General features: G+C 46.1%; 18 protein-coding genes, 4 tRNA genes and 1 pseudogene. 8 read left to right on the top strand and 15 right to left on the bottom strand.

Features of this window, described 5'->3' with window-relative positions; translation table 11 throughout:
• Window positions 1-200: 200 nt before the first annotated feature.
• The 6 genes from sppA to ansA all read left to right on the top strand — a co-directional run bounded on the left by sppA (window position 201) and on the right by ansA (window position 7,510).
• Entirely contained in the window at window positions 201-2,042 is a 1,842-nt protein-coding gene (gene sppA / locus NFHSH190041_RS08420) for a signal peptide peptidase SppA (RefSeq protein ID WP_261924781.1), read from the top strand.
• An 853-nt stretch (window positions 2,043-2,895) separates the two neighbouring features.
• Complete coding sequence (locus NFHSH190041_RS08415; RefSeq protein ID WP_261923720.1) at window positions 2,896-3,993, top strand: ISAs1 family transposase; 1,098 nt, start codon at window positions 2,896-2,898, stop codon at window positions 3,991-3,993.
• Between the two features lie 215 nt (window positions 3,994-4,208).
• Window positions 4,209-4,586: a 4-fold beta flower protein gene (locus tag NFHSH190041_RS08410; RefSeq protein WP_261924780.1), complete on the top strand. Its 378-nt coding sequence runs from the start codon at window positions 4,209-4,211 to the stop codon at window positions 4,584-4,586.
• 124 nt (window positions 4,587-4,710) lie between these two features.
• Complete coding sequence (locus tag NFHSH190041_RS08405; protein WP_261924779.1) at window positions 4,711-5,391, top strand: hypothetical protein; 681 nt, start codon at window positions 4,711-4,713, stop codon at window positions 5,389-5,391.
• A 135-nt stretch (window positions 5,392-5,526) separates the two neighbouring features.
• Window positions 5,527-5,772, top strand: a complete 246-nt coding sequence (locus NFHSH190041_RS08400; RefSeq protein WP_261924778.1) for a hypothetical protein — start codon at window positions 5,527-5,529, stop codon at window positions 5,770-5,772.
• Window positions 5,773-6,499: 727 nt separating this feature from the next.
• The gene (ansA, locus tag NFHSH190041_RS08395) at window positions 6,500-7,510 is read left to right on the top strand and encodes an asparaginase (RefSeq protein WP_261924777.1); all 1,011 of its coding nucleotides are present in this window, start codon (window positions 6,500-6,502) and stop codon (window positions 7,508-7,510) included.
• Between the two features lie 399 nt (window positions 7,511-7,909).
• On the opposite strand, the gene NFHSH190041_RS08390 is transcribed toward ansA, so the two are convergent.
• The 5 genes from NFHSH190041_RS08390 to NFHSH190041_RS08370 form a co-directional block, all read right to left on the bottom strand.
• Complete coding sequence (locus tag NFHSH190041_RS08390) at window positions 7,910-8,191, bottom strand: YeaC family protein (protein WP_261924776.1); 282 nt, start codon at window positions 8,189-8,191, stop codon at window positions 7,910-7,912.
• Window positions 8,188-8,505, bottom strand: a complete 318-nt coding sequence (locus NFHSH190041_RS08385) for a zinc ribbon domain-containing protein (protein WP_261924775.1) — start codon at window positions 8,503-8,505, stop codon at window positions 8,188-8,190. The genes NFHSH190041_RS08390 and NFHSH190041_RS08385 overlap by 4 nt, the downstream gene beginning before the upstream one ends.
• Window positions 8,506-8,514: 9 nt before the next feature.
• Window positions 8,515-9,642, bottom strand: a complete 1,128-nt coding sequence (locus tag NFHSH190041_RS08380) for a M14-type cytosolic carboxypeptidase (protein ID WP_261924774.1) — start codon at window positions 9,640-9,642, stop codon at window positions 8,515-8,517.
• 216 nt (window positions 9,643-9,858) lie between these two features.
• A complete protein-coding gene (locus tag NFHSH190041_RS08375) occupies window positions 9,859-11,781 on the bottom strand; it encodes a DUF885 domain-containing protein (RefSeq protein WP_410010870.1) in 1,923 nt (640 codons plus the stop codon).
• A 486-nt stretch (window positions 11,782-12,267) separates the two neighbouring features.
• Window positions 12,268-13,116 carry an endonuclease/exonuclease/phosphatase family protein gene (locus NFHSH190041_RS08370; protein ID WP_261924772.1) on the bottom strand — a complete coding sequence of 283 codons (849 nt, stop codon included), beginning with the start codon at window positions 13,114-13,116 and terminating at the stop codon, window positions 12,268-12,270.
• A gap of 160 nt (window positions 13,117-13,276) precedes the next feature.
• Here NFHSH190041_RS08370 and cls point away from each other — a divergent pair, with 160 nt between their 5' ends.
• Together cls and NFHSH190041_RS08360 are read left to right on the top strand one after the other, a co-directional pair.
• A complete protein-coding gene (cls, locus tag NFHSH190041_RS08365) occupies window positions 13,277-14,734 on the top strand; it encodes a cardiolipin synthase (protein ID WP_261924771.1) in 1,458 nt (485 codons plus the stop codon).
• A 714-nt stretch (window positions 14,735-15,448) separates the two neighbouring features.
• A protein-coding gene (locus tag NFHSH190041_RS08360) for an IS3 family transposase (protein ID WP_261921917.1) occupies window positions 15,449-16,572 on the top strand; the annotation gives its coding sequence in 2 pieces (ribosomal slippage) (window positions 15,449-15,701 and window positions 15,701-16,572; 1,125 coding nt in all).
• A gap of 185 nt (window positions 16,573-16,757) precedes the next feature.
• Here NFHSH190041_RS08360 and NFHSH190041_RS08355 read toward each other — a convergent pair.
• The 10 genes and pseudogenes from NFHSH190041_RS08355 to NFHSH190041_RS08310 all read right to left on the bottom strand — a co-directional run.
• Window positions 16,758-16,907 (bottom strand): annotated as a pseudogene (locus tag NFHSH190041_RS08355) (helix-turn-helix domain-containing protein); the annotation flags it as partial.
• A 109-nt stretch (window positions 16,908-17,016) separates the two neighbouring features.
• Window positions 17,017-18,561, bottom strand: coding sequence for a S8 family serine peptidase (locus NFHSH190041_RS08350; protein WP_261924770.1), 1,545 nt, complete (start codon window positions 18,559-18,561; stop codon window positions 17,017-17,019).
• Window positions 18,562-19,427: 866 nt separating this feature from the next.
• Window positions 19,428-19,515, bottom strand: a tRNA-Ser gene (locus tag NFHSH190041_RS08345).
• A 143-nt stretch (window positions 19,516-19,658) separates the two neighbouring features.
• Window positions 19,659-19,746: transfer RNA gene (locus NFHSH190041_RS08340), tRNA-Ser, on the bottom strand.
• 143 nt (window positions 19,747-19,889) lie between these two features.
• Window positions 19,890-19,977, bottom strand: a tRNA-Ser gene (locus tag NFHSH190041_RS08335).
• Window positions 19,978-20,120: 143 nt separating this feature from the next.
• Window positions 20,121-20,208 (bottom strand) — tRNA-Ser (locus NFHSH190041_RS08330).
• Between the two features lie 540 nt (window positions 20,209-20,748).
• Window positions 20,749-21,816 carry a quinolinate synthase NadA gene (gene nadA / locus NFHSH190041_RS08325; RefSeq protein WP_261924769.1) on the bottom strand — a complete coding sequence of 356 codons (1,068 nt, stop codon included), beginning with the start codon at window positions 21,814-21,816 and terminating at the stop codon, window positions 20,749-20,751.
• Window positions 21,817-22,247: 431 nt separating this feature from the next.
• A complete protein-coding gene (locus NFHSH190041_RS08320) occupies window positions 22,248-23,915 on the bottom strand; it encodes a dihydrolipoyllysine-residue acetyltransferase (RefSeq protein ID WP_261924768.1) in 1,668 nt (555 codons plus the stop codon).
• An 11-nt stretch (window positions 23,916-23,926) separates the two neighbouring features.
• Window positions 23,927-24,904: an alpha-ketoacid dehydrogenase subunit beta gene (locus NFHSH190041_RS08315; RefSeq protein ID WP_261924767.1), complete on the bottom strand. Its 978-nt coding sequence runs from the start codon at window positions 24,902-24,904 to the stop codon at window positions 23,927-23,929.
• 3 nt (window positions 24,905-24,907) lie between these two features.
• Window positions 24,908-26,095, bottom strand: a complete 1,188-nt coding sequence (locus tag NFHSH190041_RS08310) for a thiamine pyrophosphate-dependent dehydrogenase E1 component subunit alpha (protein ID WP_261924766.1) — start codon at window positions 26,093-26,095, stop codon at window positions 24,908-24,910.
• Between the last annotated feature and the right edge of the window lie 137 nt (window positions 26,096-26,232).

Raw genomic sequence — 26,232 nt, 5'->3', positions numbered from 1 at the left:
GAGTTATATCCGTAACACATTTCATCTGTCCCGTTCATCCAGCCCCTTTAACCGCAGCAAAGCGCCAACACAGGGCTAACGTAAGCGGGCATAAAACGTGGCGAAACACCCTCAGTTACAAATCTAGGTAACATTGTGGCGTACTCATGGCACATTCTGGGTTAGCATTAAGGGTAAACTTTTGTAAAGGAGCGACTTTTATGTCGAAAACGCTTTCTTTTTTCAAGCGTATCTTGCAGGTGCTGTGGCACACCATTAATGGCACCCGAAAACTCTTTCTCAACCTGCTGTTCTTAGCGCTACTGGTTGGTATCGTGGTAGCGCTGAGCGATGAAGAGCCGGTGCAGATTGCCGATCACTCTGCTCTGGTGCTGAATTTAAACGGCAATATCGTCGATCAAAAACGTTATGTTGATCCCCTCTCCGCCGCGTTGTCACAAAGTGGCCCGGAAAAACAGGGGCAGGAAATTCTGCTCAGTGACGTGATCCGGGTTATCGACAATGCTGCCGATGACAGCCGCATTAAACTGATCGTGCTGGATGTCGGCAATATGGGACAAGCCGGGATCAGTAAGCTGCAGGCTGTGGGTGATGCCCTCAACCGCTTTAAACTGGCCGGTAAGCAGGTCATTGCCGACGGTAACTTTTTCACCCAGCAGCAATATTATCTTGCCAGCTTTGCAAATCAGATTTACCTCAACCCAGAAGGCGCTGTGGTCATAGATGGACTGGCGCGCTACCGGCTGTACTTCAAAAGTGCGCTGGATAAGTTAGATGTCAGCACCCATATCTTCCGGGTCGGCACATTTAAATCAGCCGTTGAGCCTTATATGCGCGACTCTATGTCTGAAGCCGCTAAACAGGCAAACAGAGAACTGATGCAGGGGTTATGGCAATCCTACTCCGAGCAAGTGGCGGCCAATCGTAATATTGCCCCCACCAATTTAGCCCTGAGTGCCAGCCATTACTTAACCGCCTTGGATAAAGCCAACGGCAGCCCAGCTGAGCTGGCAATGCAGATGAAATGGGTCGACGGCCTGCTGACAGAGGATGCCTTCAATACCCTGATGCAAGATAAAGTTGGCAAAGCAAAAGGTAAGCCGGTATTTAATCAGGTTAACTTTGAGCAATATCTGTCCCAGTTGCCCAGCACTGACTTGCCACTGGCGAAAGAAAACATCGCCATTGTTGTTGCGAAAGGCAAAATTTTAAATGGTAAACAGCCTGCCGGTGAAATTGGGGGAGAAAGCACCTCTGCCCTGCTGCGCAAAGCCAGATTTGATGATGACATTAAAGCCGTCGTCTTGCGGGTTGACAGTCCTGGTGGCAGTGCATTTGCCTCGGAACAGATCCGCCAAGAAGTACTGGCACTGAAAGCTGCGGGTAAACCGGTTGTTGTCAGCATGGGCAGTTTAGCGGCCTCTGGCGGCTACTGGATTTCTGCCAGCGCCGATTATATTTATGCCACCCCGACCACCATCACCGGCTCTATCGGGATCTTTGGCATGTTCACCACCTTTGAGAAAACCTTGGCCAAACTGGGGATTCATACCGACGGTGTCGCCACTACAGACTGGGCGGGGCTGTCTGTTACCCGTCCCCTGTCACCCGAGGTAGGTCAAGTCATTCAGCGGTATATTGACCGTGGTTATCAACAATTTATCTCGCTGGTGGCCAATGCCCGCCATATGACAACAGCCAAAGTCGACAGTATTGCCCAAGGGCGGATCTGGACAGGGAAAAAGGCATTAGAGCTAGGCTTGGTTGATGCCCTAGGAGATATGCCGCAAGCGGTTGCTAAAGCCGCAGCGCTGGCAAAACTGAAACAGTATGACACCCGGGTGATTGAGCAGCAGTTATCCCCGGAGCAGGAGATTATCCAACAGATGTTCTCCACCATGGTCAGCTATCTGCCGCCATCAGCAGTAACAGCAACCCAACTGGATCAGCTACTGGGCAAAGTGCGCAGCGAAGCACAAACCCTAGCTAGCTTTAACGATCCAAACGGCGTCTACCTCTACTGCGACAGCTGCCAGTTCTAACCTGCCACCTGTTATTTATCATAAAAAGTCAGACTGCTTTTAATTACTAAAGCAGTCTGGCAAATGGTTAAAATTCATATTGAGCAGCATTACCGGCCGCTTTGCGAAGCTCGATACAATAAGCGCACGCCCCCAATAATAAAGCGTCCCGATAATATGATTATCTTGGTGCTTTATTATTGCTAGCCGCTGAGTAAATCTAGTGAGAAAAACAAACATTGAAATGTTGTTCACCAGTAAAATTTTTAACTTTAGTGCCTGCAAAGAAAGAAGCTCTATCAGGGATAGTCACTAACACTAACGTGAATTCGTCTAGAAGCCTTCTGTCATATTGTCAATTCAAGGGTTCATCTGAACTGACAGCTTACTAAAACACATCTGCCCTATTATCAGTTACAGTCAAATCCCTCTTTTGATTTTTAACTAATATTCACCGTAGATAAACTCATGGAAAAACCAAAGTACATAAAAATTAATTTTTTATGATTTTAATCACTAAATTATCGGTTTCATTAAAGGTGAAATCTTCCCGCTTGTAAGCTATAACGCCAATCCTTTAATTATGTTCGGATTGACCATATAAATGGAGATAGTGCATAAAAACAATTAAACACTGTATTAATATGCAGCCATAATTGAGTGTACGTATAAATGCCAAAAAGCGAACCACAAAATTGTGAACTCATTCTCGGTTTGTTTTTAAAAACCCTATAACATGTTGAATAACATATATATTAAAAATTTACTGATTTACTTACGGTGCTATCTCATGGCTCAGGTAATACCAGGGCGGGATCGCACTTTATTAAAAAATATGATCAAATAGCGGCGTCTTTTATTATTGGTCATTGCTATGGACTTGTTTGAACACCTCTCCGTCGTTACCGAAACACGCTCTGACATTAATCGTCGGCACGATCTTATTGATGTCATCTTTCTTGTTATTAGTGCCATTGCCTCAGGAGCTGAGGGTTGGCGCGATATTCAAGAGTTTGGGGACAATAAAATTGATTGGTTAAAGCAGTACCGTTTGTATGAATCAGGTGTTCCCCGCCGGCACACGATTGCGCGCATCTTGCGCGCTATTGAAGTCGAATCACTGCTGTTAGCCCTATTAAGCTGGGCCAATGAGCATCGTTACCATTCTGGTAAGCCACTGATTGCACTGGATGGCAAGGTACTTCGAGGGGCTTATCGTAATAACCCCAAGCAAGCATTGCAGCTTGTTACTGCATACGACTGTGAGAACGGACTCGTTCTCAGCCAGCGGCCGACAGCCAATAAAAACGGTGAAATCAAAGTTGTACGACAGATGCTCAAAGTCCTTGATATCAAAGGTGCCGTCATCACTATGGATGCACTCCATTGCCAGCGTGAAACGCTTGAGTTAATCAGCAGTAAGAAAGCTCATGTCGTTGTTCAAGTTAAGAAAAATCAACCTCTACTGCATAAATTTATTCGTTCTCAATTCCAAACTCTGTGTGATGCCAATAAGGAAAAGGTCATTACTGAAGTTATTCAGCAAGCTCATGGGCGTACAGAAGCACGTTACGTCTTTCAGTTAAAGGCTAAGCTCACCCCGGAGTTAATAGAGAAATGGCCGACCATCCGCAGTTTCATTGCGGTGGAGCGCCATCGTACTCAAGATGGTAAAACCTCAATCGATACCAGCTTCTACGTCAGCTCTTTATCACCAAAACATAAGCTTTTAGGACACTATATTCGTCAACACTGGCGTATTGAAAATAGTCAACATTACATCCTTGATGTTGTTTTTAAAGAGGATGCTTCGCGCATTGCAATGGGTGATGCCGTTGAAAATATGGCGCTATTTCGCCGGTTTGTGATGAACCTGTTGCAGCAGTGCCATTGTGATGCACCAAGCCAACGAAATAAGATAAAAAAGGCGGGCTGGAATGATGATTATCGTTCAAAGGTCTTCTTTGGATAAAAAGTCATCGAAGTATGCTCTCGCCCTGCAGGTAATACAAGTCTCGCTTTGTTTTAAAGATACCCCCATAGATTGTGGTAATAGTTACTTGTCAGATTATATATTTATTGATTTAATTTACTAAACCTATGGTTTTGCACCCTGTTCTTGCTTGGAGTTTAACGAGAAGTCCGAGTAATAAGTTGTTATGTGCCAATTCAACATGGAGTTAAGTCATGTCATTAGATTTCTTTGATTCATCAGGTCAGCCATATGCGTATTGTGATGATGGAGATACAATATTTACTTTTAGTGGTTCCCCTATAGCCTATATCGACGGCGATTCTATTTATTCTTTTTCTGGAGCGCACCTTGGTTTTTTCGAAGATGGTAATATTTGGGATCATCATGGTAATGTCATATTATTTACTCCAAGCTCTTCCGCAGGCCCAGTGAAACCTTTACAAGCATTAAAACCTTTACAAGCATTAAAACCTTTAAAAGGGTTAAAGTCTTTAAAACCACTCAAAAGACTAAAATCGTTAAAGCCGTTAAAATCATTAAAATCCATAAACTGGTCAACAATAAGTCCCCAGCAATTATTTGAGCGTTAGTCACATAACTAGCTGTTCAAGCGAGACAGCTAAAGTTTGGCTCAGTTCCGCTTCGCTACACATTTTAGCGTCTTAACAAGGCGTTATAAGCTACGCATAACAATTAGATTAGAGAAACAAATTAATGGGTGATTACGCAGATTTTTGCGAAAGTTATGGTGGAAGTGCTGGTGATCCAGAGTTTATGGATAGATGGTTAGAAGAGAATGTCTATCCATATGATGAATATGAAGAGCGTGAATGGTACTTAGAAAATGAAAATAAGCCACACTATCAATTGTTAATGGATCAACTCGAAAGTGTCGATATTATGCTCGATTTGGAAGTACCAGAAAAAGCAAAATTTAGCTTCTTAGTTATGGTTCATGCCCATGTTGTTTCTTCCTTTGAAGGGTATTTAGCGGGGGTGTTCATTCATCATGTTTGTAATTCAGATGAACTGACTCGAAAGTTGGTAGAAACAGATCCTGAATTTGCTAAACGTAAGTTTACTCTCAAAGAGATCTATCAAGAACAAGATGCGCTTAAAGTGACAGTAGCAACTTACTTGAAAGATTTAATATTTCATGATATCAAAAAGATCAAGCCAATGTATAAGGATGTTCTAGGTCACAAGTTTGAAAACCTGTCTTGGTTGTTCAAAGCCGTAGAGCTGCGTCACCATTGTGTACATCGAGCGGGGTATGACAAAGATGGGCAAATGATAGATATCTCTGTTGAATCAATTTTAGAGCTTTTGGGAAACGTCACAGACCTAGCAAACGAAATTGATGATACCATCGACAATCTCGGCTCCGGTCTATAACAAACTTTTTAAGAGGAATTAGCAACACGTGGCTTTTTTGCTATGCGTTGATTTTAGTGATTAAGGTGGTGTGAGATGACTTTTGTATTGCGTTACTCACACCTTAACAGGGCGTTATAAAGCAAAGGAGATTTAGTGGAAATTGCAAAAAAGTTAAATAATTCATGTGGTCTAGCTTTAGAGGAAGTATTATTACAAATAGGTAGTCGTATCAGTATTATTGATTTGTCATTGGTTCTTCTCAAAGAAGATAGTAGTCCCAAAACTGGGACGTTGTCTTTAGGAATATCTTTGTGTTCAACAGGTATATATGTTCTAGAGTCCCCTTTAGGAGAGCTTGTTTATGTCGGACAAGGAGGTAGAAAAAATCTACGTCGTTAAACGCCAGAATACTCCAAGAACTGCGACTGTATAAAAAAACGGAAAAAGGCGATAATGGTGGAACTATTTGTAAAAATATTCAGAGTATTGATAGGATTTTTTTCAATAGTAAAGAAGAGTGGTTTAGGTATTTATCAAGTTATAGGTTAAGGGTGTTGCATTCTGATAATTGGGATGTATCGATAAATTTAATAGAAGCTTTTGTCATAGAAGCTATCAAACCAAAATATAACCTTAATAAATAGCTTTATAACAAACAATTTAAGAGTGATTCAGCACGCTTGGCATTCGGGAGTTAATTTGGGGTCAGTGTTTACAGTGGTCAATTAAGTTTCGTGGTCACGTGCTTCACACCTTAATTGGGCGTTCATTTCTCTAATGTCAAACGATAACATTAGAGCAAATAATCTAATTTACTCCTGTCCAATTGAGATTTCCATAACCAGCAATTTGTTAGTACGTTCTAATCGTAACTTAGCAAGTTAATGTGTAAGCGCGGGTATGAGCCGGTACAACTCACGCCATTACCTATTCGTATCGAACATGGATATCGCGCATACGCTGTAATCTACTTTTCAATACAGCACCGCTGTGCTTGACCCACTTTTGTTTTGCCACTTCAACAGATTGACACATTTATCCTGTCGGTCGAATTCGCTATACTTGCACTCCAAAACCTTACATGCAGTGGCATCATGTTGCTGCAACTAGAAAAACCGGAAGTTCCATGACAAAACGCTCCATTTATATTGCCTATACCGGCGGCACCATCGGGATGAAAAAAACGGCGGACGGCTTTGCCCCTGCGGCCGGGTTTCTGACTGATTGTATCCAGGCCATGCCGGAATTTTTTCATGAGGAGATGCCGGATTTCGTTATACATGAGTACTGCCCGCTGATTGACTCGTCCAATATGGCGCCCACAGACTGGCAGATGATTGCCGATGATATTCACGCCAACTATGACAAATACGATGGCTTTGTGATCCTGCACGGCACAGATACCATGGCCTATACTGCTTCAGCCCTGTCCTTTATGTTGCAAGGGCTTTCCAAGCCTGTGATTGTGACTGGCTCGCAAATCCCATTAAGTGAATTACGCTCCGATGGCCAGACCAATCTACTCAATTCCCTGTATCTGGCTGCCAACTACCCTATTGCCGAGGTAGGACTGTATTTCAATAATAAGTTGTTCCGCGGTAACCGCTCGACCAAAGCCCATGCCGATGGTTTTAATGCTTTTGCTTCGCCAAATTTTCCGTTACTGGCTGAGGCTGGAATTAAAATCTCACTGAAAAAAGGCAAAATCGCCACACCAACCAATGCGCCATTAGTGGTTGCTAGTGTTAAACCTCAACCCATTGGTGTCGTGACCCTTTACCCAGGTATTTCGACCGATATTTTTAAAAACCTGCTGCAGCAACCGGTCAAGGCACTGATTATTCTTACCTTTGGCGTCGGTAATGCCCCTGAGTCACCGGATTTACTCAATACCTTACGCGCCGCCAATGAACGGGGAATTGTACTGGTTAATTTAACCCAGTGTTTTCAGGGTAAAGTGAATATGTCTGGCTACGCCACCGGCTGTGGTTTAGCCCGCAATGGTGTGATCAGCGGCGGTGATATGACCATTGAAGCGGCGCTGGCCAAACTGCATTATTTGCTGGGGAAAGAATTGCCACCTGTGGAAATTAAGCGCCTAATGCAAGTGGATTTAGCCGGGGAACTTAGCGAATAAGCGGGCTTCAGCCAATAAGTGGGCTTCAGCCAATAGCAAATCCACCGAAGATAAGTGGTGTCGCGCTTAGTGCGAGTTTTAGTGTGAGTTCAGCAGTAGATGGCGCAATAGCCAGCTAAGTATGTCACGACAGCAAAGCCATAAGCGCGTACCCGAAGCGACCGATGACATTGTCATACTGTGTATCTATGTAGTTCTTGTTATCTGCGCTTGTACAGAGGGTGATTTCCCTGCTTTATGTCGTAAAAATCACACGCTAATCACTCTCTTCTCCAATCTCTTCTCGCAAATAAAAAACAGGCCGGTAATACGCAAAAGCATATTACCGGCCTGCTACGATTGTTTTAATTACCGCTGCGGCTATAGATAAGAGCGATATCGCACGAAAAAGCGCCCTCGTTAAAGGGATTTTTCATCAAAACTGGCGATGGTGTCACCTTTAAATGCCTGCTTAAATTTGGCTTTCGACCACTCATTGATGCGGCCATCGGCCCCGACGGTGAGATGCTCATCCAAATTTTGCCGTTTGGCCTGATACAGCATAACCAACTGCAAGGTTGATGCTTTTTGCTCTTGCGTCAGTGGCTGACCATCTTGCCAACGGCCTAACTCCACTGCCGAAACCAAGCGGAGGTAAACCTCCTCGGTCATCTGGGCAATCGCCTGCTCGATATCCTTCATACATCTTTCCTTTTATGTAATACCATTCTGACGCGGCAGAACAGGTAGCCAACAAAGCCGGTAACAAAGCAAATCAGTGCCAGCAGCGCCCGATTACCGGTGGCGGGTTCGCCACCCCAGAACCAGAGTACCATGCCGGCAATAAACAAGGTCATGGCGACAAAGCTCTGGTTCATCAAACGATTGGACTGCTTGATATGGTTAATACGCCGTGTAGACGTTAAATCGCCATCCAGCCTAGCCTGGCAGTGACTACAACTGGTCGCCAGACTGGAAATCCGTTTCCCGCAAACCGGGCAGGTTATCAACGCCATAATCTCGCCTTATCTCAGTTTATCCACTACCGCCAACATGGCGATCAGGGACGCTTCGCCAAGGTAAACGCAGCGCTCAGGTGACCAACCAACAAATGGATCAGGCAGATTGTCATTATCCTTAAATGGCATTTCCAGCGTGTTGGACAGACAGTTAAAGGTCTCACCGACCCAGTGGGACGCCACTGTCATATTGGCTTGTCCCGGTGCATCTTTGTCATAACCATATTGGGACTGGAAGTCAGCGCTGGCCAAGGTTAATGCACTGATAAAGTCCTGCTGCAGTGAGGCCAAACGCTCACCCCATGCTGGAATGCCTTCACAACCGGCCAAAAAGACATAAGGCAGCCCTTCATCACCGTGCACGTCATAAAAAAGATCCACGCCGGTTTGCTGCATTTTTTGGGTAACGTAATACACCTCGGGGCTTTTTTCTAAGCTTGGGGTTTGCCACTCACGGTTCAGGTTAACCCCGATTGCGTTGGTACGCAGATGACCACGGGCGCTGCCATCTGGGTTCATATTCGGGACGATATAGAAGTTTGCTTTATCCAACAGCGCCTTAGCGGTAGCACATTCACTGTCCAGCAGGCGGTTCAGTAGCCCTTCTATCAGCCACTCAGCCATGGTTTCCCCTGGGTGTTGACGCGCCGTGATCCAGATATTTTTCTTATCCGGATTACCATCTCCCACCTTAACCAAGGTCATATCACGGCCATCCAGTGTCAACCCCAGATGCTCTAAGCTCACTTCTGGGTGTAACTGTACGGCACTGAGCAGGTCCAAATGCCGCTCATAACTGTATGGGGCAAAATAGGCGATTTGAATCGCTTCACAATCCAGCGCCACTTCAATCAAGAGTTGGCCATTTTCATAACGGGTTGGCAGGCGGAACCAGCTTTGGCGGTCATAACTGGCAACGGCTTGATAATTTTCCCAGCCTTTGGTGTAGGAGGACTCTCCGGCGTTGGTGATATTTAACCGATAGATTGAACCGGCTTGACCTTCAAAGCGGAAATTAAACCACTGGAAGAACTCACCGCCCTCATCAGGACGGATGGCCAGCTGAATATTGTCTTTATCATCCAGGCTGATGACCTGAATATTACCGGCATCAAAATTAGCACTGATACGCATAAATAAAATCCTTGGCGTGAAAAATCGTTATGTGATTCTTGTATAAATAAAATCGCGATAAGTTGGCCTAGCATAAACCAAAATATCTGCCCCAGAAAACCACGGGGTATATTAACTCTTGGTTATATTCACCAAGTGGCAACGGTTTGCGCTGTCTGGCAATCTTTTCTTCACTTGGGCGCTACCGCTTAACGCCCAGTCCCCATTGTCCCTACTCTATTTAGCACTTATCCCCTGAGTGATGCTCTGGCTCGTCGCATTAGCAGGCAGTTTCTCCAGCATTAGTCCGCGCACGGCATTGACCGGCGCACTGCCGAAACTTAAGAAGGTTTCGTGGAAATCCTTCAGCTGAAACGCAGCGCCGATCAGGTGACGGTACTCTTCGCGGAAATCATAAATAGCTCGGTATCCGGCATAATAACTGGTCAACTGAACTTGGCTAAGCTTAGCCCGGCGCCACTTTCCGCTGGCTTCGGCCTGTTGCTGAAAGGCTTCTTGAGTCAGCAATGCCATGGCTTCCGCCTCCTCCATACCCAGTACCTGCACTGAATAATCTAAAATGGTGTTACAAATCACCCGCAAATTCCATTTGTAATACATCAGCCAAAGTTCAGGCTCAAAATCACCATAGCCCTGCTCCAGCATCATGCGCTCGGTATACACCGCCCAGCCCTCCACCATAGCGCCATTACCAAACAGGCTTTTTATCCGGCTAGGCGCCTGATTGGAGTAAACAAGTTGGGCATAATGGCCGGGGATGGCTTCATGGATATTGAGAATTTGCAGCACCCAATGGTTATATTCCCGCAAATAGCTTTCAGCTTGAGCCGGGGTCATATTATCCAAGGGGGTGACATTGTAATAGGTATTGCCCCCAGCTTCGTAGGGGCCGGGAGCACTGATGGAAGCGCCTGCAAAGCCGCGCATATAGGCCGGCGTTTCCCGCACCACTAACGGCTTGTCTTTATCCAGTGTCAGTAGCTGATGTTGCTGCACAAATTGCTCTAGCTGCGGAATTTGGGCGCGCACTTCGCTCACAAAATTTTGCGGGGCAACATGCCGTTCAGACAGGTGATCAATCATCTGCCGAATAGCAAGCTTGCTATCCTTGGGCATCGGCTCGGTAAAATATTTCGGCCACAGCTTGGCTGTCAGCTCAGCCATTGACTGCTGTACTTGTGTTTTTTCAGCCATCGCCCGCTGATATAACTGCTCGGCAGTCATACCCGCCTGAATATCTAAGGCAAACTTTTGCTCATACAGCGCTGCACCAATACGAAAATCCCGCGCACCGGTGAGTTGTAATGCTTGGTAGCGTGCTGATAACCAGTCAATATGGGTGGTAATTGCCTCACGGGCCGCCGTTAAACGGCGCTGAAACAGTGCTTTTTCATCATCACTGAGCCCAGATGCCTGCACTTTGTCGGCCAGTTCATCAGACAAGACGCTAAATGCCCCCTGATTTTGAGCAATGGCTAACTGGGTATGGGGCAAGGTGGGATCGGTAATATTCATGCGGGCAGCCTGATAATAAGCTGGAACATGGGCAAGCCTTGCCAATACACTGCGCAGCCGGGTATCAAGCGGCGCAAAATCTTCATTAATAATCCGAGCAAAACCCCCGGCCACATTGTATTGCGATGGGTCCCACTGCCAGGATTTAAATACCTTGATCTGCCACTCCAGTTTATCCAGCAGATTAGTTATCAGGCGCTGATCTGTCTGCGCAGATGCTGATAAACTTTCAGGTGCAAAATCAGCCAACAGCTGGCGCTGCTGGTGGACAAAATCTAACGTCTGCTGGCGACTGATGGCATCGGGAATTTGTAATACGCCATCATACTGATGAAAACCGGAATACAAGGCCCACGTAGGAGCAACCTGCCACAGGGCAAGTACAAAACTGTCACTGAAAGCTGCAAATTGCTCGGCAATATCTGCGGTTGCGCGGGTGTCGGCATGAATACTTCGGTTATGCTGATTGACCGATAGCATTCCAACGGCCTCCCCGCCCTGCGCCTGCGAGTTTTGCCCGTGACCAGTAGTTTTCTCAATTGACGTATTCGAGCTGTGACAGCCGCTTAATGCAAGCGACCCCATCATCAGCGACAGTAATCCAGCCAACGGCGCTTTTTTCAGCATGTCATCCATCCTTATTATTATTCTGATATCCTCATCTTCCCATGCTACGAGAAGATTTATCATTGCTGAAGATACCGAAAAGGCTGGAAAAACAACAGTGTATTTATAAAATCTCCGGTTTATTCAACATCTGCGCAATGTACAACGCATCAGGGATACGAAAACTCTGTCTGTATTAATGTCTGTGATAATGCCTGTAATACTGATTTGCTAATGAGTTTACTGAACTAGCGAAAAGTTGCTTAATAAGGAAGCCGTGATAACCGTTGCAGTGTGCTGTTATAAAAAGACTGGAATGCCGAAATATCGCTGTCATAAAAACAGCAAGGAAGGCGCTAAATAATGGCACTAAATAATAGCAAGAGGCGGCTTAAGCCTTAATGATCGCCACACTGTGAACATAGCGCGAATGCATTGGCAATGGCTAAATTGGTAGTTTCATTACCCAATGAAACTACCAAATAAATATCCATGCAGGGGAGATCAGTGCTGAGTCTTAAGACTGAATTGTGCCAACATAGGGCTGTGATCTGATGCCTTAGTCGCTGGAGATTTAGCCCATTCCAAGGTAAGCCCACGGTAATAGATATGATCCAGTGGATGACCAAAGAAACGGGTGCGATCGTCGGGAGTAATGGCAGCTTCACGCAACCCTAATTTTTGCGTCACCGCCGTCAGTAAGTCCAACCGCCGCTTACGCCAGGTATTGAAATCACCCGCTAAGATCACTGGGCCCTTGTGGGCAGCAATGGCTTTAGCCAACACATGTAATTGCTGGTGGTAGGCGGTCAACTCCCAAGAAAAATTGATGCTGTGCACATTGACGACCATCAACTCCTGGCCATTAGATAATGGATAAGTGGCAACCAAAGCAGATTTTGCCAAACGGATGATAGGCTCCATCGCTAATTCGGCGCACACTTCAATAGACGGCACCCCAGCCAAGTTCATCACCCCATTCACAGTATCAAAGCCACTGAAAGCTCTGGCCATACTGATATGCCGCTGCTGATCATGCAAAAAATGTTGCAGCCCCTTGGTCAGGCTTGCCTCTTGCAATAACACCAGCTGATTGTTGTCCAGCAATTGCTGCAATTGGGCATCCCATTGCGTCTTTTGCTGCTTGTAAATATTCCATACCGCCAGATTTAGCTGACCATCATGATCGAGAAACTGTCGGGATGTGTGCCGGGAACATTGATGGTTGAAATCAGGGGTAATGACATTGTCGGTGACGCCAGCGGGATAACGGTCAAAAATAACACTTAATGAAACAGCAGATGCTACCGAAGCCATTGCTGCCAGAATAAAAATGCGGGATTTGCGTAACACGGATAACGGACCAGCGATACAAAATGGCTTTCAGTATACAATAAACTGCCCAGAGGGTATCCGCTTGATGTTACATTTATACTGTATTAGCTCACATATCTATTTTTTACCGCTAAAAAAGCGCAGAATTTAAGGCTGAATTGTTCTAGCTGTTTCAATAATGGAAAAAATATATCAATTTCTGACGCTGCTGACGCTGATCATTTACTGGACGACAACAGCTGCCATTACCATCCGGATTATTACTAAACGCCGGGCTATCGGTGTCTCTCTTGCTTGGATGATGTTGATATTTGTCCTGCCCTTTGTCGGTGTGGTCGCCTATCTGATGTTCGGGGAACTGAACTTAGGTCGCCAACGTGCAGCCAGAGCCAGACAGATGTTTGAACCCTATTCACAATGGTTTAAACGCCTTCATCATTGGCGTCAATACCATCCACAATTACTAAGTCGCTACAGTGAAACCATTACCTCATTATGTGAGCAGCGCATGGGGATCCCGGCACTCGCAGACAATATGCTGCAACTGCTCGATACTCCTCAAAGCATTATGGATGCCCTTATCCGTGATATTCATGCAGCACAGCATCAAATTCATATGGAGTTTTATATCTGGTATCCGGGCGGCATGGCTGATGATGTTGCCAATGCCTTGATTCAAGCGGCCAAGCGTGGGGTTACAGTACGGATTTTATTAGACACTGCTGGTAGCCGGACGTTCTTTAATAGTCACTGGCCGGAAACCTTACGCCATAGTGGTATTCAAGTTGCTAAAGCCCTGCCAGTTTCTCCTTTTCGGATCCTGTTCCAACGGATTGATTTACGCTTGCATCGCAAAATTGTTGTCGTTGATAATGAAGTCGCCTATACCGGCTCAATGAATTTGGTAGACCCAAGCTATTTCAAACAAGATGCCGGAGTGGGGCAATGGATTGATGTGATGATCCGGCTCACTGGCGCTAATGTACCGGTATTAAACTGTATCCATGCGTGGGATTGGGAAGCTGAAACCAGTGAACGGCAACTACCCTCGCCGCCTGTGCTTGATCCCCATACCCAAATTGATATTAAGGATATTGTTCAGGTTATTCCATCCGGCCCGGGAATGCCGGAAGCAATGATCCAGCAAGTATTACTACAAAGTATTTACCAAGCCAGACAGCGCATTGTTATTACCACGCCTTATTTTGTTCCCAGTGAAAATCTGATGTTTGCCTTGGTGTCCGCAGCGCAGCGCGGGGTTGAAGTGGACATTATTATTCCGGATAAAAATGATTCCATGATGGTGGAATGGGCCAGTCGCTCATTTTTTGGTGAGCTGCTGCGAGCCGGTGTCAATATTCACCGTTTTAAAGGCGGGTTATTGCATACTAAATCCGTGGTCATTGATGAGCGACATTGTCTTATCGGTACCGTGAATCTGGATATGCGCAGCCTATGGCTGAATTTTGAAGTCACACTCGCAGTAGATGATCAACAATTTACCCAACAGCTCAACCAACTGCAGCAACAGTATCTGGCTGACTCCAGCGCAATTGATGTGAATGTCTGGATGAAGCGAAAATTCCATCAACGCTTTATCGAGCAATTTTTTTATTGGTTCAGCCCACTGCTTTAATCATTCCCCCTCCGTGCTAACGGTTAACTGACTTTATTGATACCGGTTATGGCCATAACCGGTATTTTTATTATCGAACCTTAGGGTCTGTTAACCTTTCAAGATTGTTTTTGTGGCGACTTGGGGAGGTTATACAAGCTAGAGGGTTTAACATGTCGTTAGGCTAGCTGATACGTCAATAACGCTGTAGGAAGGCGTCTCAAACACAGCCCTAAGAGCTCGGCTAAAAGCATGTTACGCTTCACCCCTAGCATCTTGTTTAGCATGCTAAATGGCAAACTTCTCGCCGTGATTAAAACGCTTTTGTCTCAAACAAAATTTAACCACAACAAGTCAACAGCTCCTAATAACGTGTGGCATTTCGTATCTCTACCACAACCTAGCCTTATTTTTGTGTTGTATTTTACCTTATGACTGCACCAGCCCTATGGCGCTGCTAGGCAACATTTGCTAACTAGTAGCACGGGCACCTGACGGTTGCAGGATGTTAGATATTTCAATTTTATCGTACCTGCCTAGCATATATATATGTAAAGTATTTAGCCAGTGAGGAGCGTCATTTTATCAACAGAAGTAACCCTGCGTTAAAGAGCCATATCAACGAAGATGCTAATTTTGAATGCAGAGAACTCGGTGAGAAATGGCTCCAATTTTTAAGACAGTGATTAAGAGCAAATAATCTGCTTTAATTGTAAACAACAAAAGGAGCAGAGCATGAGCAAAAAAAGGAAAAATCACTCGCCGACATTCAAGGCTAAAGTTGCACTCGCTGCGGCCAAGGGAAACAAGACGCTGGCTCAACTTTCTTCTGAATTTGGTATCCATCAATCCCAGATTGGCAAATGGAAGCAGGAGCTTCTAGATAATGCCTCGACCCTGTTTGAAAGCAAGGCTGACAAGGCTAAAAAGAACGAAGTCGACTGTGAAAAACTCCATGCAAAAATCGGTCAACTGACCATGGAAAATGATTTTTTAGCCAAAGTGCTCGGTCGTTAACGAGAGCACAACGGAAAAATAAAGTCGACCGTAAGGATAAATTGCCCGTTTTACACCAGTGTCGTTTGTTGGGTATTAGCCGCTCTAGCGCCTATTACGAGCCTGCTCCGTTTTCAGCAGAGCAGCTTGAAATCATGCGCCGGATAGATCAAATTCATCTGAAACACCCGTTTTATGGCAGCCGTAAAATCACGCTGGAACTTTGTGCCAGTGGCTTTCATGTCAACCGTAAACGGGTGCAGAGACTGATGCGTTTAATGGACATTGTGCCTCTGTACCCAAAGAAGCAAACATCTCGGCCCAATCAGGCTCATACCATTTATCCGTACTTACTGCGTGAGCTGAGTATTGAGCGGGCAGATCAGGTCTGGGCCACGGATATCACCTATATTCCGATGGAAAAAGGGTTTGCTTATCTGATCGCCATCATCGACTGGCATAGCCGAAAAGTGCTGGCATGGCGCATGTCCAATACCATGGATACACAGTTTTGTCTTGATGCACTCGATGAGGCATTGGCCAAATACGGTAAGCCTGAGATTTTCAATACCGATCAGGGTAGTCAGTTTACCAGTGATGCGTTTACCGGCAGGCTGAAAGAAATGGATATCAGGATTAGCATGGATGGCAAGGGGCGTTGGGTAGATAATGTGTTTATTGAGCGACTCTGGCGGAGCTTGAAATATGAGGAGGTGTATATCAAAGCTTATGGCACTATTACAGAGGCAGAACTTGCTATTGGTGAATATTTCGTGTTCTATAACGAACAGAGATTTCATCAGGGACTGAATAATCACACACCTGATCAAGTCTATTTCGCTAAAAAGAAGTTTGCCGCTTAACCAAACAGATTATTTCTCTTAAAAGATGAAAAATCTGTCTAACCAATTGGGTCCAGCTTAGTGTTAATTACACCTAGCGGGACAAAATGGATAAAGATATATAATCAGAGCGCAGAGAATCAATTAACAAACAGTGACAACATATCGCGCAACATAGCCATGACACAGTACTGGTCGGGGGTAGTCCCCCCTTGTTCAACGAGTTCCTGATAACGATAAAACGTATCTCGGGATACGCCCATGACCTTATAGGCTTTAGACATATTACCAAACGCTTGCGCAAGATTGAGTAATCCAGTTTTGTGTTTGATGATTGGATTGTTAGTATCGAACATAGAGAGTTACCTTTGGTTTTGAACAAAGATTCAGCACCTTTATCAAAACGGGTAACTCTCTACTTTTCAAGAAACAGTGTCAGCTCTAGTCGGAACTAATACCAGTAATTTAGCGACAATTGCGGCCTTTACAGGGTTTGTCACTATTGCCCCCCCCTCCATCGCCACCGGTACAACCATTGGCCGCAATATAATCAACAGCGTCTTTGGCCTTTACTAATCCATAACCGTACAGATCATCCCGCCCAACAGCGCCTAGATCTTCTGCCGTTACTCTCAGAATATTACGGATTTCAGTATTGCTGCATTGGGGATGATGACTCCATACCAAAGCAGCGACCCCGGCTACATGAGGAGAAGCCATTGATGTACCATCAAAATAAGCATAATTTCCAGTAGCAATACTAACATTCGCATTGGCGCCTACGGCAGCAAGCATGGCAACCCCATCTTGGTCAGTGACTCCTACAGAAGGTATCGTAGTGACAATATCTCCTAAGGTTCCATTCAATGCGCCAGCTTCATTATTATAAATAATTGCTGCAACACCACCGCCAGTTTCACAGGCTAGAACTTTATCAGAGAAAGCAATATTTCCTCGCTGAATAAGGCATACCTTGCCATTCGCATCACACGGATTTTCACCCATACCACAGTCCATCAAAATACCCGATGTATCTCCTGTAGGAGAACCATCCATCCCTATCGCTTGGTATTCCATATTAGCAACTGTTGCATTAGCAACCAGCGCCGTCTCCATTGGAACTGAAGACAACACACCCACTCCTGGGGCGGCTAATTCAACCTGATTGGTTTGCTGAGAAAAGTCAGCATGAAGTTTATTGTTGTCTATCGCGGCAACAGAGACAACTGAGTTGTACGATGCAGGATAAGAGTGACGGGTATTACCGTCATTTCCAGCAGCAGCAATGCTTAATATCCCTCGGTCTTCGGCCGCCGCAAACGCGCGATCTTCAGTGCGACTCTTCACACTACCGCCCAAACTCATATTAATAACCTTTGCTCCGGCATCTTCACAACGATCCAGTGCTGAGACCAAAGATGAGGAATACCCCCAGCCATCGGCATTAAATACCTTAATAATATGTAGATTCAAATTACCATTAGGATTAACACCTACGACCCCTACATCATTATTTAATGCCGCAATAGTGCCAGCAACATGCGTTCCATGACCATTTTCATCAGTGTGCCAATCCCCCGTCCCCTCATCATTAGTACCAGAAACTATATTTCCAGATAAATCTTCATGGTTCAACTCGTAACCAGAATCAATAATACAAACGGTCATATTGGAAGTTGTCGCATCACTAACCAGATTGGCCTGTACCATTGAAATACCATATGGAACAGTTTGTGATAACGGAAATCGTTTTACATCTGGTTCAATGTATTCAATATTTGGATTGTTCGCCAGCCCAGTTAAAGCTTGAACAGGCACGCTGAATGCCGCAGCGCCATGTCGTCGAAGATCCAACTCAAGCTTTGCTCCGCTTGATATCATTTGTGCTTTAACAGCCTTTTCTTTGCCATCCTTGAATTTAATAATATAGCGTTCTGAGTCGCCTGCATAAGCTCCAAAACACGTCCCCAATGCGATAGCCAATGCAACAGGTTTAACACTAAACTGCATATTGTTCTCCTTATGAGGCAGTACTTCATCTGTTATTCATCCAAAACAGATCTCTACCTGAAGCCATTATTTAATTTAACATTTTTGCAACAACAAATAAGGAGTAACAGGGGGGAAAATAATAATCAAGTAATGTTTCTATCAAACTATTACTTAAAATTCACTTATAAAGAGCTTTCAAGGCTCTCATTAATGCCACAAGCTGTACCGCATTTTTTCACTTGTTTTCAAAGTTATTTATTGTTTATCGACAATAATAATGCACCAAGAAATTGTTGGTTTAGCGCGGTAAATTAAGGCTTGTACGCCTATTTGATGAGATCCGGTACGGCTTTCTATTTCGAGCTTTTAGCTATATATAATTTCCCATTGAACACGATAAAACTACGATATATCCGGAGTTAAGCTTATTCATAAATAGCCAATATAATTGCGCAAATATCAACCTTTGGTACGATTATAATTCCATTCGTAAGCCCTCCCAGTAATCTAATCTCTCCTGCACTAAATTTATAACTCAGCTCTAAAACATGAGAAAATATTCTCCGTCTTAGGGATTATCCTTTCAGGTGTCAATAATAATTCGAAGAACTATCGAGTCCATTTGTTATTTGAAACCGAAGACAGAGATTACTTAGCGATTAGTCACAAGCTTAATGAGATGTAGATTGAATTTATTCTATTGAAAACTCAGAATAGCAACACAGTCATCACTCATTCTCAGTAGCAGATGAGTAAAATTCAGCAAGTTATACTGGTTCAAACTTAAACAGGCCGCTTAATCTTTTTTCTTATTTAGCATCACGATATAAACTACCGATTCGTAGACAGCAAAAAGCCCGCTCTGTTGAGCGGGCTTTGCAATATGGCGGTGAGGGAGGGAGTCGAACCCTCGATACGTTTCCGTATACACACTTTCCAGGCGTGCTCCTTCGGCCACTCGGACACCTCACCAAATTGTGTTTTACGACCCAAACGCAGCGTGTATAACGCCTATTGTTTTCAGTCGCTGACTCACTGCTTAAGCAATGCAATCAGATTGCCAATCGTACCTAATACCATTATTAATCAATGCTATCAGTACCACTGGTAGAAATTGGCGGTGAGGGAGGGAGTCGAACCCTCGATACGTTTCCGTATACACACTTTCCAGGCGTGCTCCTTCGGCCACTCGGACACCTCACCAAATTGTGTTTTACGACCCAAACGCAGCGTGTATAACGCCTATTGTTTTCAGTCGCTGACTCACTGCTTAAGCAATGCAATCAGATTGCCAATCGTACCTAATACCATTATTAATCAATGCTATCAGTACCACTGGTAGAAATTGGCGGTGAGGGAGGGAGTCGAACCCTCGATACGTTTCCGTATACACACTTTCCAGGCGTGCTCCTTCGGCCACTCGGACACCTCACCAAATTGTGTTTTACGACCCAAACGCAGCGTGTATAACGCCTATTGTTTTCAGTCGCTGACTAATTACCTAAGCAATGCAATCAGATTGCCAATCGTACCTAATATCATTATTAATCAATGTTATCAGTACCACTGGTAGAAATTGGCGGTGAGGGAGGGAGTCGAACCCTCGATACGTTTCCGTATACACACTTTCCAGGCGTGCTCCTTCGGCCACTCGGACACCTCACCAATTTTTTGCTGTACAGTCAGCGTCTGCTGCCCGTCAACGGAGCGCTACTTTACGCAAAAGCGTCAGGGTAATCAAGGGAAAAAACAACAACCTGATGCGTATGCGCGGAGTTTGAACAAAATGCAAAAAAAGTAGCTAATCGGCTAATAAAAACCGAACAATTCTAGGGCGTGTTGGCCTTTCAAGCTTGTTTCTACAGCAATTTGAGGGGGCTTTATACAAGGCAGAGGCGTTGATAGATAGTTATGCTACCTGATAAGCCGATAACGCAGAGTCTCACACGATGCCCGAAGGGTTAAAAGCATTTTACGCTTTGTTGATCGGTTCTTGCTAAGCATAACTAGGACTGGGCGGCAAACCATTCGCCGCGATTAAAACGCTTTCACCTCGACTAAAATTCAACCACCAAAGGCCAACCAACCTTCGTTCTACGCCATAAATAATGCCCAGAAAACAATAACCAGATAAAACCAAAAAGTCCGCAGCGAACTGCGGACTTTATATTTGCAAACTGCTTCTGCTTTAAAGCGGAAAACAGCTTAAGCGTTACCTTTTACCTGCATATTGAGGTTGGCAGCAAAGCTTAGCATGCGATCCAATGGGATTAGCGCGCCTTGGCGTAATGATTCATCGACAAAAATCTCATGCTGCTCGCCATCACTATCAGACAATGCAGATTCAATGGCCTTTAATCCATTCATCGCCATCCAAGGACAGTGCGCACAACTACGACAAGTCGCACCATTACCGCCGGTAGGGGCTTCAATCAAGGTTTTACCCGGTGCCGCTTGCTGCATTTTATAGAAAATGCCGCGATCGGTAGCCACGATAAAAGTCTGATTGTCCATGGTCTGCGCCGCTTTAATCAGTTGCGAGGTTGACCCTACTGCATCGGCCATTTCCACCACGCTGGCAGGCGATTCAGGATGCACCAAAATCGCCGCATCAGGGTATTGAGCTTTCAGCTCACGCAGCGCCTTGGCTTTAAATTCATCGTGAACAATGCACTCACCTTGCCACAACAGCATTTCAGCGCCAGTTTGTTTAGCAATATAGCTGCCCAAATGACGATCCGGCCCCCAGATGATTTTTTTACCTTCGCTGTCCAGATGCTCAACAATTTCCAACGCAATACTGGAGGTCACTACCCAATCGGCACGGGCTTTGACCGCTGCGGAGGTATTGGCATATACCACAACAGTATGATCCGGATGGGCATCACAGAACTGGCTGAAGGTGTCAACCGGGCAGCCCACATCTAATGAACAGGTCGCATCCAGTGTCGGCATCAATACTGTCTTTTCTGGGCTGAGAATTTTTGCAGTTTCACCCATAAAGCGCACACCAGCCACAATCAGGGTTTTGGCTGGATGATCACGGCCAAAACGGGCCATTTCCAAAGAGTCAGCCACACAACCGCCGGTTTCTTCTGCCAGCGCCTGAATTTCTGGATCAGTGTAATAGTGGGCCACCAACACAGCATCACGTTGCTTGAGCAACGCCTTGATGCGGGACTTATATTCTGCCTTTTCCACCTCGCTCAGCACCGCTGGCTTTGGTGGAAAAGGGTATTCTACGGGGATATAGCCCGGAACCTGAGTTTCCATGATTATGTCAAATGGATCAAAATGTTTGCGAATTATACGAAATAGTCCTAACAGGAACAATTGCTGCAATGCGTCACCGGGTAAATTCCGCTACATCTGTGAAGACTGTTACATTCTGCGCGAAGTATTAAAACATCTCTGTCTCTTGCGCCTCATCACATTGCGCAGTACACGACTTAGGTATATGGCTTGAGTAAATAACTAGTGCCCCTGCCGATATTATCCCAGCCATGCGCAATTAAGCCTGTGGCATAAATAAAACCCGTGATTAAAGCCTGCTCCAAGTCGCTAATTCCAAGTCGCTAATACTGTCATCCAGATCAAATAACAGATATCTAATATCAGATAGCAATACAGCAACCGCCGCCAGTTAATGCCACAGCACTAACTGGCGATAGCTGGACAGCATATCAATAAACTTAAAATCACTATCAGCGCAATTGCATCAGCATCTGCTCTGGCGCTTCAATATACTGCTTCCACAGATTACAGAAACGGGCAATGGTGCCGCCGTCAATCACCCGATGATCGCCGGACCAACTGATCTGCATCAAGCGCCGGGCGGTAACCTCACCATTGTCATCAAAACGTGGCAGTAACTGAACTTTACCCAGCGCGACAATCGCCACTTCGGGCTTATTGATAATCGGCGTGGCGACAGTACCACCCAGTGCACCAATATTAGAGATGGAGATTGTCCCCCCCTTTAAATCTGCCGGGGCAACGCGTCCGGCCCGGGCATCACGAGTTAAGCGGGTGATCTCAGCGGCAATATCTAAAATCGACTTATGCTGCACCTGTTTAATATTGGGTACCAGCAAGCCGACTTTGGCATCCACCGCCATGCCAATATTATGATCGGCCTTATAGGTCAATTCGGTACAATCGGCGTTTACCTGGCTATTTAGTACCGGGAATTCCTTCAGTGCCAAGGACATCGCCTTCATCATAAAAGGCATCAATGAAATACTCAGCTCATCGCTGGCATATTTGGCTTTCATCTCAGCGCGCAGCACCATCAGCTCGGTCACATCCAGTTCTTCACAATAGGTAAAGTGAGGAATAGTTGAGACGGACTCCTGCATCGCTTTTGCCATCACCGCTTTTATGCCACGAATCGGCTCGGTGCGATCGCCCGTTTCGGCTGACAAGGCGGCAATTGCCGGCATTGGGGGCTGAGTGCTGGCGTGATTTAGATCAGCACCCGACTCCGGGGTGGCACTAGACTGGGACAGATAACGACGAAGATCGTCTTTATAGACCCGACCATTTTTGCCTGAGCCCGGGACCTGACTCAAGTCCACATCATGGCTGCGAGCCATACGCCGCACTGCGGGGCTGGCCAACGCCTTACCCGGCTGGCGACTGGGCGCCAATGGCGAAGCCACCGTCTGCCCTGCCCCCAATGTAATATTGTGGTTATCGGCCCCATAACTATGGCTGCCTTGGTTGCCGATCTTTTGATTGTCAGAGCTGACCGATGGCGTGGCCACGCTGTTATCCGCCGTTGCACCAGAGGCCGCAACCTCAATGGCATACAGCGGCTGATGCACAATCGCTAACTGCCCTTTACGGTAATGCAGTTTGGCAATTTTCCCCGGTTTGATGGCCGGAATTTGCACTAGCGCCTTATCTGTCATGACATCGGCAATCGGCTGATCTTCAACCACAAACTCGCCTTCTTCCACCAGCCACTCCACCAGCTCGCATTCAACAATGCCCTCGCCGATATCGGGCAGCAGAAAATCTTCTACCACAAATCCACCCGTCGCAGGCGCGGAGCCCGGTTTATGCTGTTGGGTAACTGACGCTGAATCGTCCTCAGGCGCAGAGGGAGTATCATGTCCAGCCTCAGCAGCTTCTTCAATTTCAATGGAATAGAGCGGCGCATGCACTTTGGCAATATCCCCCTTGGCATAGTGCAATTTGGTGATCACGCCATTATAAGGCGCCGGGATCTGCACCAAGGCTTTATCAGTCATCACATCAGCAATAGGCTGATCTTCACTGACACTGTCGCCTTCGGCCACCAGCCACTCAACCAGCTCGCATTCCACTACACCTTCACCGATATCCGGCAGAATAAAATCCTTTATCATGGAAGGCTCTCCTAATAATTGATACTGGCTTTAATGGCTTCGAAGGTTTTCAGCGCATCTGGCATATATTCCTTCTCATGGCACAGAGGGTACGGCGTATCCAGTCCACAAACCCGGCTAATGGGTGACTCCAGATAAAGGAAACACTCTTGCTGAATGGTGGCTGCGACCTCCCCGGCAAAACCACCGGTGAGCGGTGCTTCATGGTTGATAAGCAACCGACCGGTTTTACGCACTGACTCAGCCACAGTTTCCACATCCCAAGGTGCTAGGGTACGCAAATCAATCACTTCGCAGCTAATACCCTCTTTTTCCGCCATTTTGGCAGCATCCATCAGCACATCGACCTGAGCGCCCCACGCCAGCACCGTAATGTGCTCACCAGACTTAACGATTTCAGCACGGCTTAAGGGGGTTTGATAATCCCCTTCTGGAACCTCACCAACAGAGGCGCGATAGAGCTTTTTCGGCTCAAAGAAAATCACCGGGTTAGGATCGCGAATAGCCGCTAGCAGCAATCCTTTGGCTTGCTCAGGATTGCGGGGAACAACCACTTTCAGCCCAGGCGTACCGGTAAAATAGGCTTCCGGCGACTGAGAATGGTAATGGCCACCGGCAATGCCGCCACCATAAGGGGTACGGAATGTCAGCCCGCCGACATTAAACTCGTTACCACTGCGATAACGAAATTTGGCCGACTCATTCACTATCTGATCAAACGCGGGAAAGATGTAATCGGCAAACTGGATTTCCGCGACCGGCGTCATCCCCGCAGATGCTAAACCATTGGCAAAGCCAGCAATACCCTGCTCTGTCAAAGGCGTATTAAAGCAGCGTTCCCGGCCAAAGGTTTCCTGCAGCCCAGAGGTTGCCCGAAATACCCCGCCAAAATGGCCAACATCTTCACCAAACACCAGCATATTCGGATCGGCCTGCATGGCAATTCGCAGTGCATCATTAATGGCCTGCAACATATTCATTTTTGCCATCGCTTATCCCCTCCCTGACAGCTTTGGATACGACTTGGGATACTGGCTGATATGCTGTTTCAATTGCGCCAGTTGCTGCTTGAGCGCCGGGGTTGGTGTATCCAACACATCTTCAATCAATTGCTCCAGAGCCGGGGCAGGAATTTTTTCCGCCACCTTCACCTGTGCCAGGATCTCTTCTCGATAGTCTTGATACAATTGCGTATCTTCCGCTTCAGTCAGCCAGCCTTTATTCACTAGCCAAAGCTTAAAGCGCTGCACAGGATCATGTTCACGCCATTGGCCTTCTTCCTCACGGGAACGATAACCGGATGGATCATCGGAAGATGAATGCGCCCCCAGTCGATAGGTCATGGCCTCAATCAGTACCGGCGCATGATGTTCAATGGCATAAGCACGAGCCTGCTGTGTTGCGGCCAGCACCGCCAGCATATCGTTGCCATCAATCCGTATGGTATGCATGCCATACCCGACCCCTCGACTGGCAATACCATCACCGGCATATTGCTCTTCTGTTGGGGTTGAAATGGCATAACCATTGTTACGACAGAAAAAGATCACCGGCGCGCCGCTGACAGCAGCCATATTCAACCCGGCGTGAAAGTCCCCTTCCGACGCGGCACCTTCACCGAAATAACAGATGGCCAGATTGCGTTTACCTTGCATTTTTAGCGCGTAACCGACACCGGTTGCCTGGGGGATCTGGGTTGCCAGTGGGGAGGATATTGTCTGGTAATTAAGGGCGTTGCAGCCATAGTGGATCGGCATCTGCCGCCCTTTACCCAAGTCCAGCTCATTGCTGAACATCTGGTTCATAAACTGCTCTGTGGTAAAACCACGATAACGCAGTGCAGCATGTTCTCGGTATTGCGCCAGAATCACATCGCCATCGTCCAGCGCCGCAGCACTGCCGATCACCGAGGCTTCTTCGCCGGTACAGGTCATATAAAAGCTGATCCGGCCTTGGCGCTGGGCACCCAGCATCCTGTCATCCAATACCCGAGTAAATACACAGGTATCATAAATTTTCAAAGCAAGCGTTTTATCGATAATCGGCTCTACTGCGCCATCATACGTGGTTCCATCTGCCTGCAATATCTTAAGAATCGGGATATCTAATGCATTGCCATCAATAAAATTGACTCGATGCTCAACCCGTTGACTCTGCTTACTCCGTGTTGCGTCAGTCATATTATGCTCTTTTTATCTTGCAGCGGCAGGCACACACTATGCGCTATGCCATTCACTGCTATGGTCGGTTTACTCCGCACCGGGAACATTACGTTAACGTAAACTTACTGGCAACAATTCTACTTTCACGTCACAAA

This window comes from Shewanella sp. NFH-SH190041 (assembly GCF_024363255.1).
Lineage (GTDB): Bacteria > Pseudomonadota > Gammaproteobacteria > Enterobacterales > Shewanellaceae > Shewanella.
The sequence above is the reverse complement of the archived record's forward strand: the minus strand, read 5'-3'. Positions and strand labels throughout refer to the sequence as shown.

Coding starts and splice junctions, on each gene's coding strand:
- sppA (WP_261924781.1), top strand. CDS start 201: ATGTCGAAAACGCTTTCTTTTTTCAAGCGTATCTTGCAGGTGCTGTGG.
- NFHSH190041_RS08415 (WP_261923720.1), top strand. CDS start 2,896: ATGGACTTGTTTGAACACCTCTCCGTCGTTACCGAAACACGCTCTGAC.
- NFHSH190041_RS08410 (WP_261924780.1), top strand. CDS start 4,209: ATGTCATTAGATTTCTTTGATTCATCAGGTCAGCCATATGCGTATTGT.
- NFHSH190041_RS08405 (WP_261924779.1), top strand. CDS start 4,711: ATGGGTGATTACGCAGATTTTTGCGAAAGTTATGGTGGAAGTGCTGGT.
- ansA (WP_261924777.1), top strand. CDS start 6,500: ATGACAAAACGCTCCATTTATATTGCCTATACCGGCGGCACCATCGGG.
- NFHSH190041_RS08390 (WP_261924776.1), bottom strand. CDS start 8,191: ATGAAGGATATCGAGCAGGCGATTGCCCAGATGACCGAGGAGGTTTAC.
- NFHSH190041_RS08385 (WP_261924775.1), bottom strand. CDS start 8,505: ATGGCGTTGATAACCTGCCCGGTTTGCGGGAAACGGATTTCCAGTCTG.
- NFHSH190041_RS08380 (WP_261924774.1), bottom strand. CDS start 9,642: ATGCGTATCAGTGCTAATTTTGATGCCGGTAATATTCAGGTCATCAGC.
- cls (WP_261924771.1), top strand. CDS start 13,277: ATGGAAAAAATATATCAATTTCTGACGCTGCTGACGCTGATCATTTAC.
- NFHSH190041_RS08350 (WP_261924770.1), bottom strand. CDS start 18,561: ATGCAGTTTAGTGTTAAACCTGTTGCATTGGCTATCGCATTGGGGACG.
- nadA (WP_261924769.1), bottom strand. CDS start 21,816: ATGGAAACTCAGGTTCCGGGCTATATCCCCGTAGAATACCCTTTTCCA.
- NFHSH190041_RS08320 (WP_261924768.1), bottom strand. CDS start 23,915: ATGATAAAGGATTTTATTCTGCCGGATATCGGTGAAGGTGTAGTGGAA.
- NFHSH190041_RS08315 (WP_261924767.1), bottom strand. CDS start 24,904: ATGGCAAAAATGAATATGTTGCAGGCCATTAATGATGCACTGCGAATT.
- NFHSH190041_RS08310 (WP_261924766.1), bottom strand. CDS start 26,095: ATGACTGACGCAACACGGAGTAAGCAGAGTCAACGGGTTGAGCATCGA.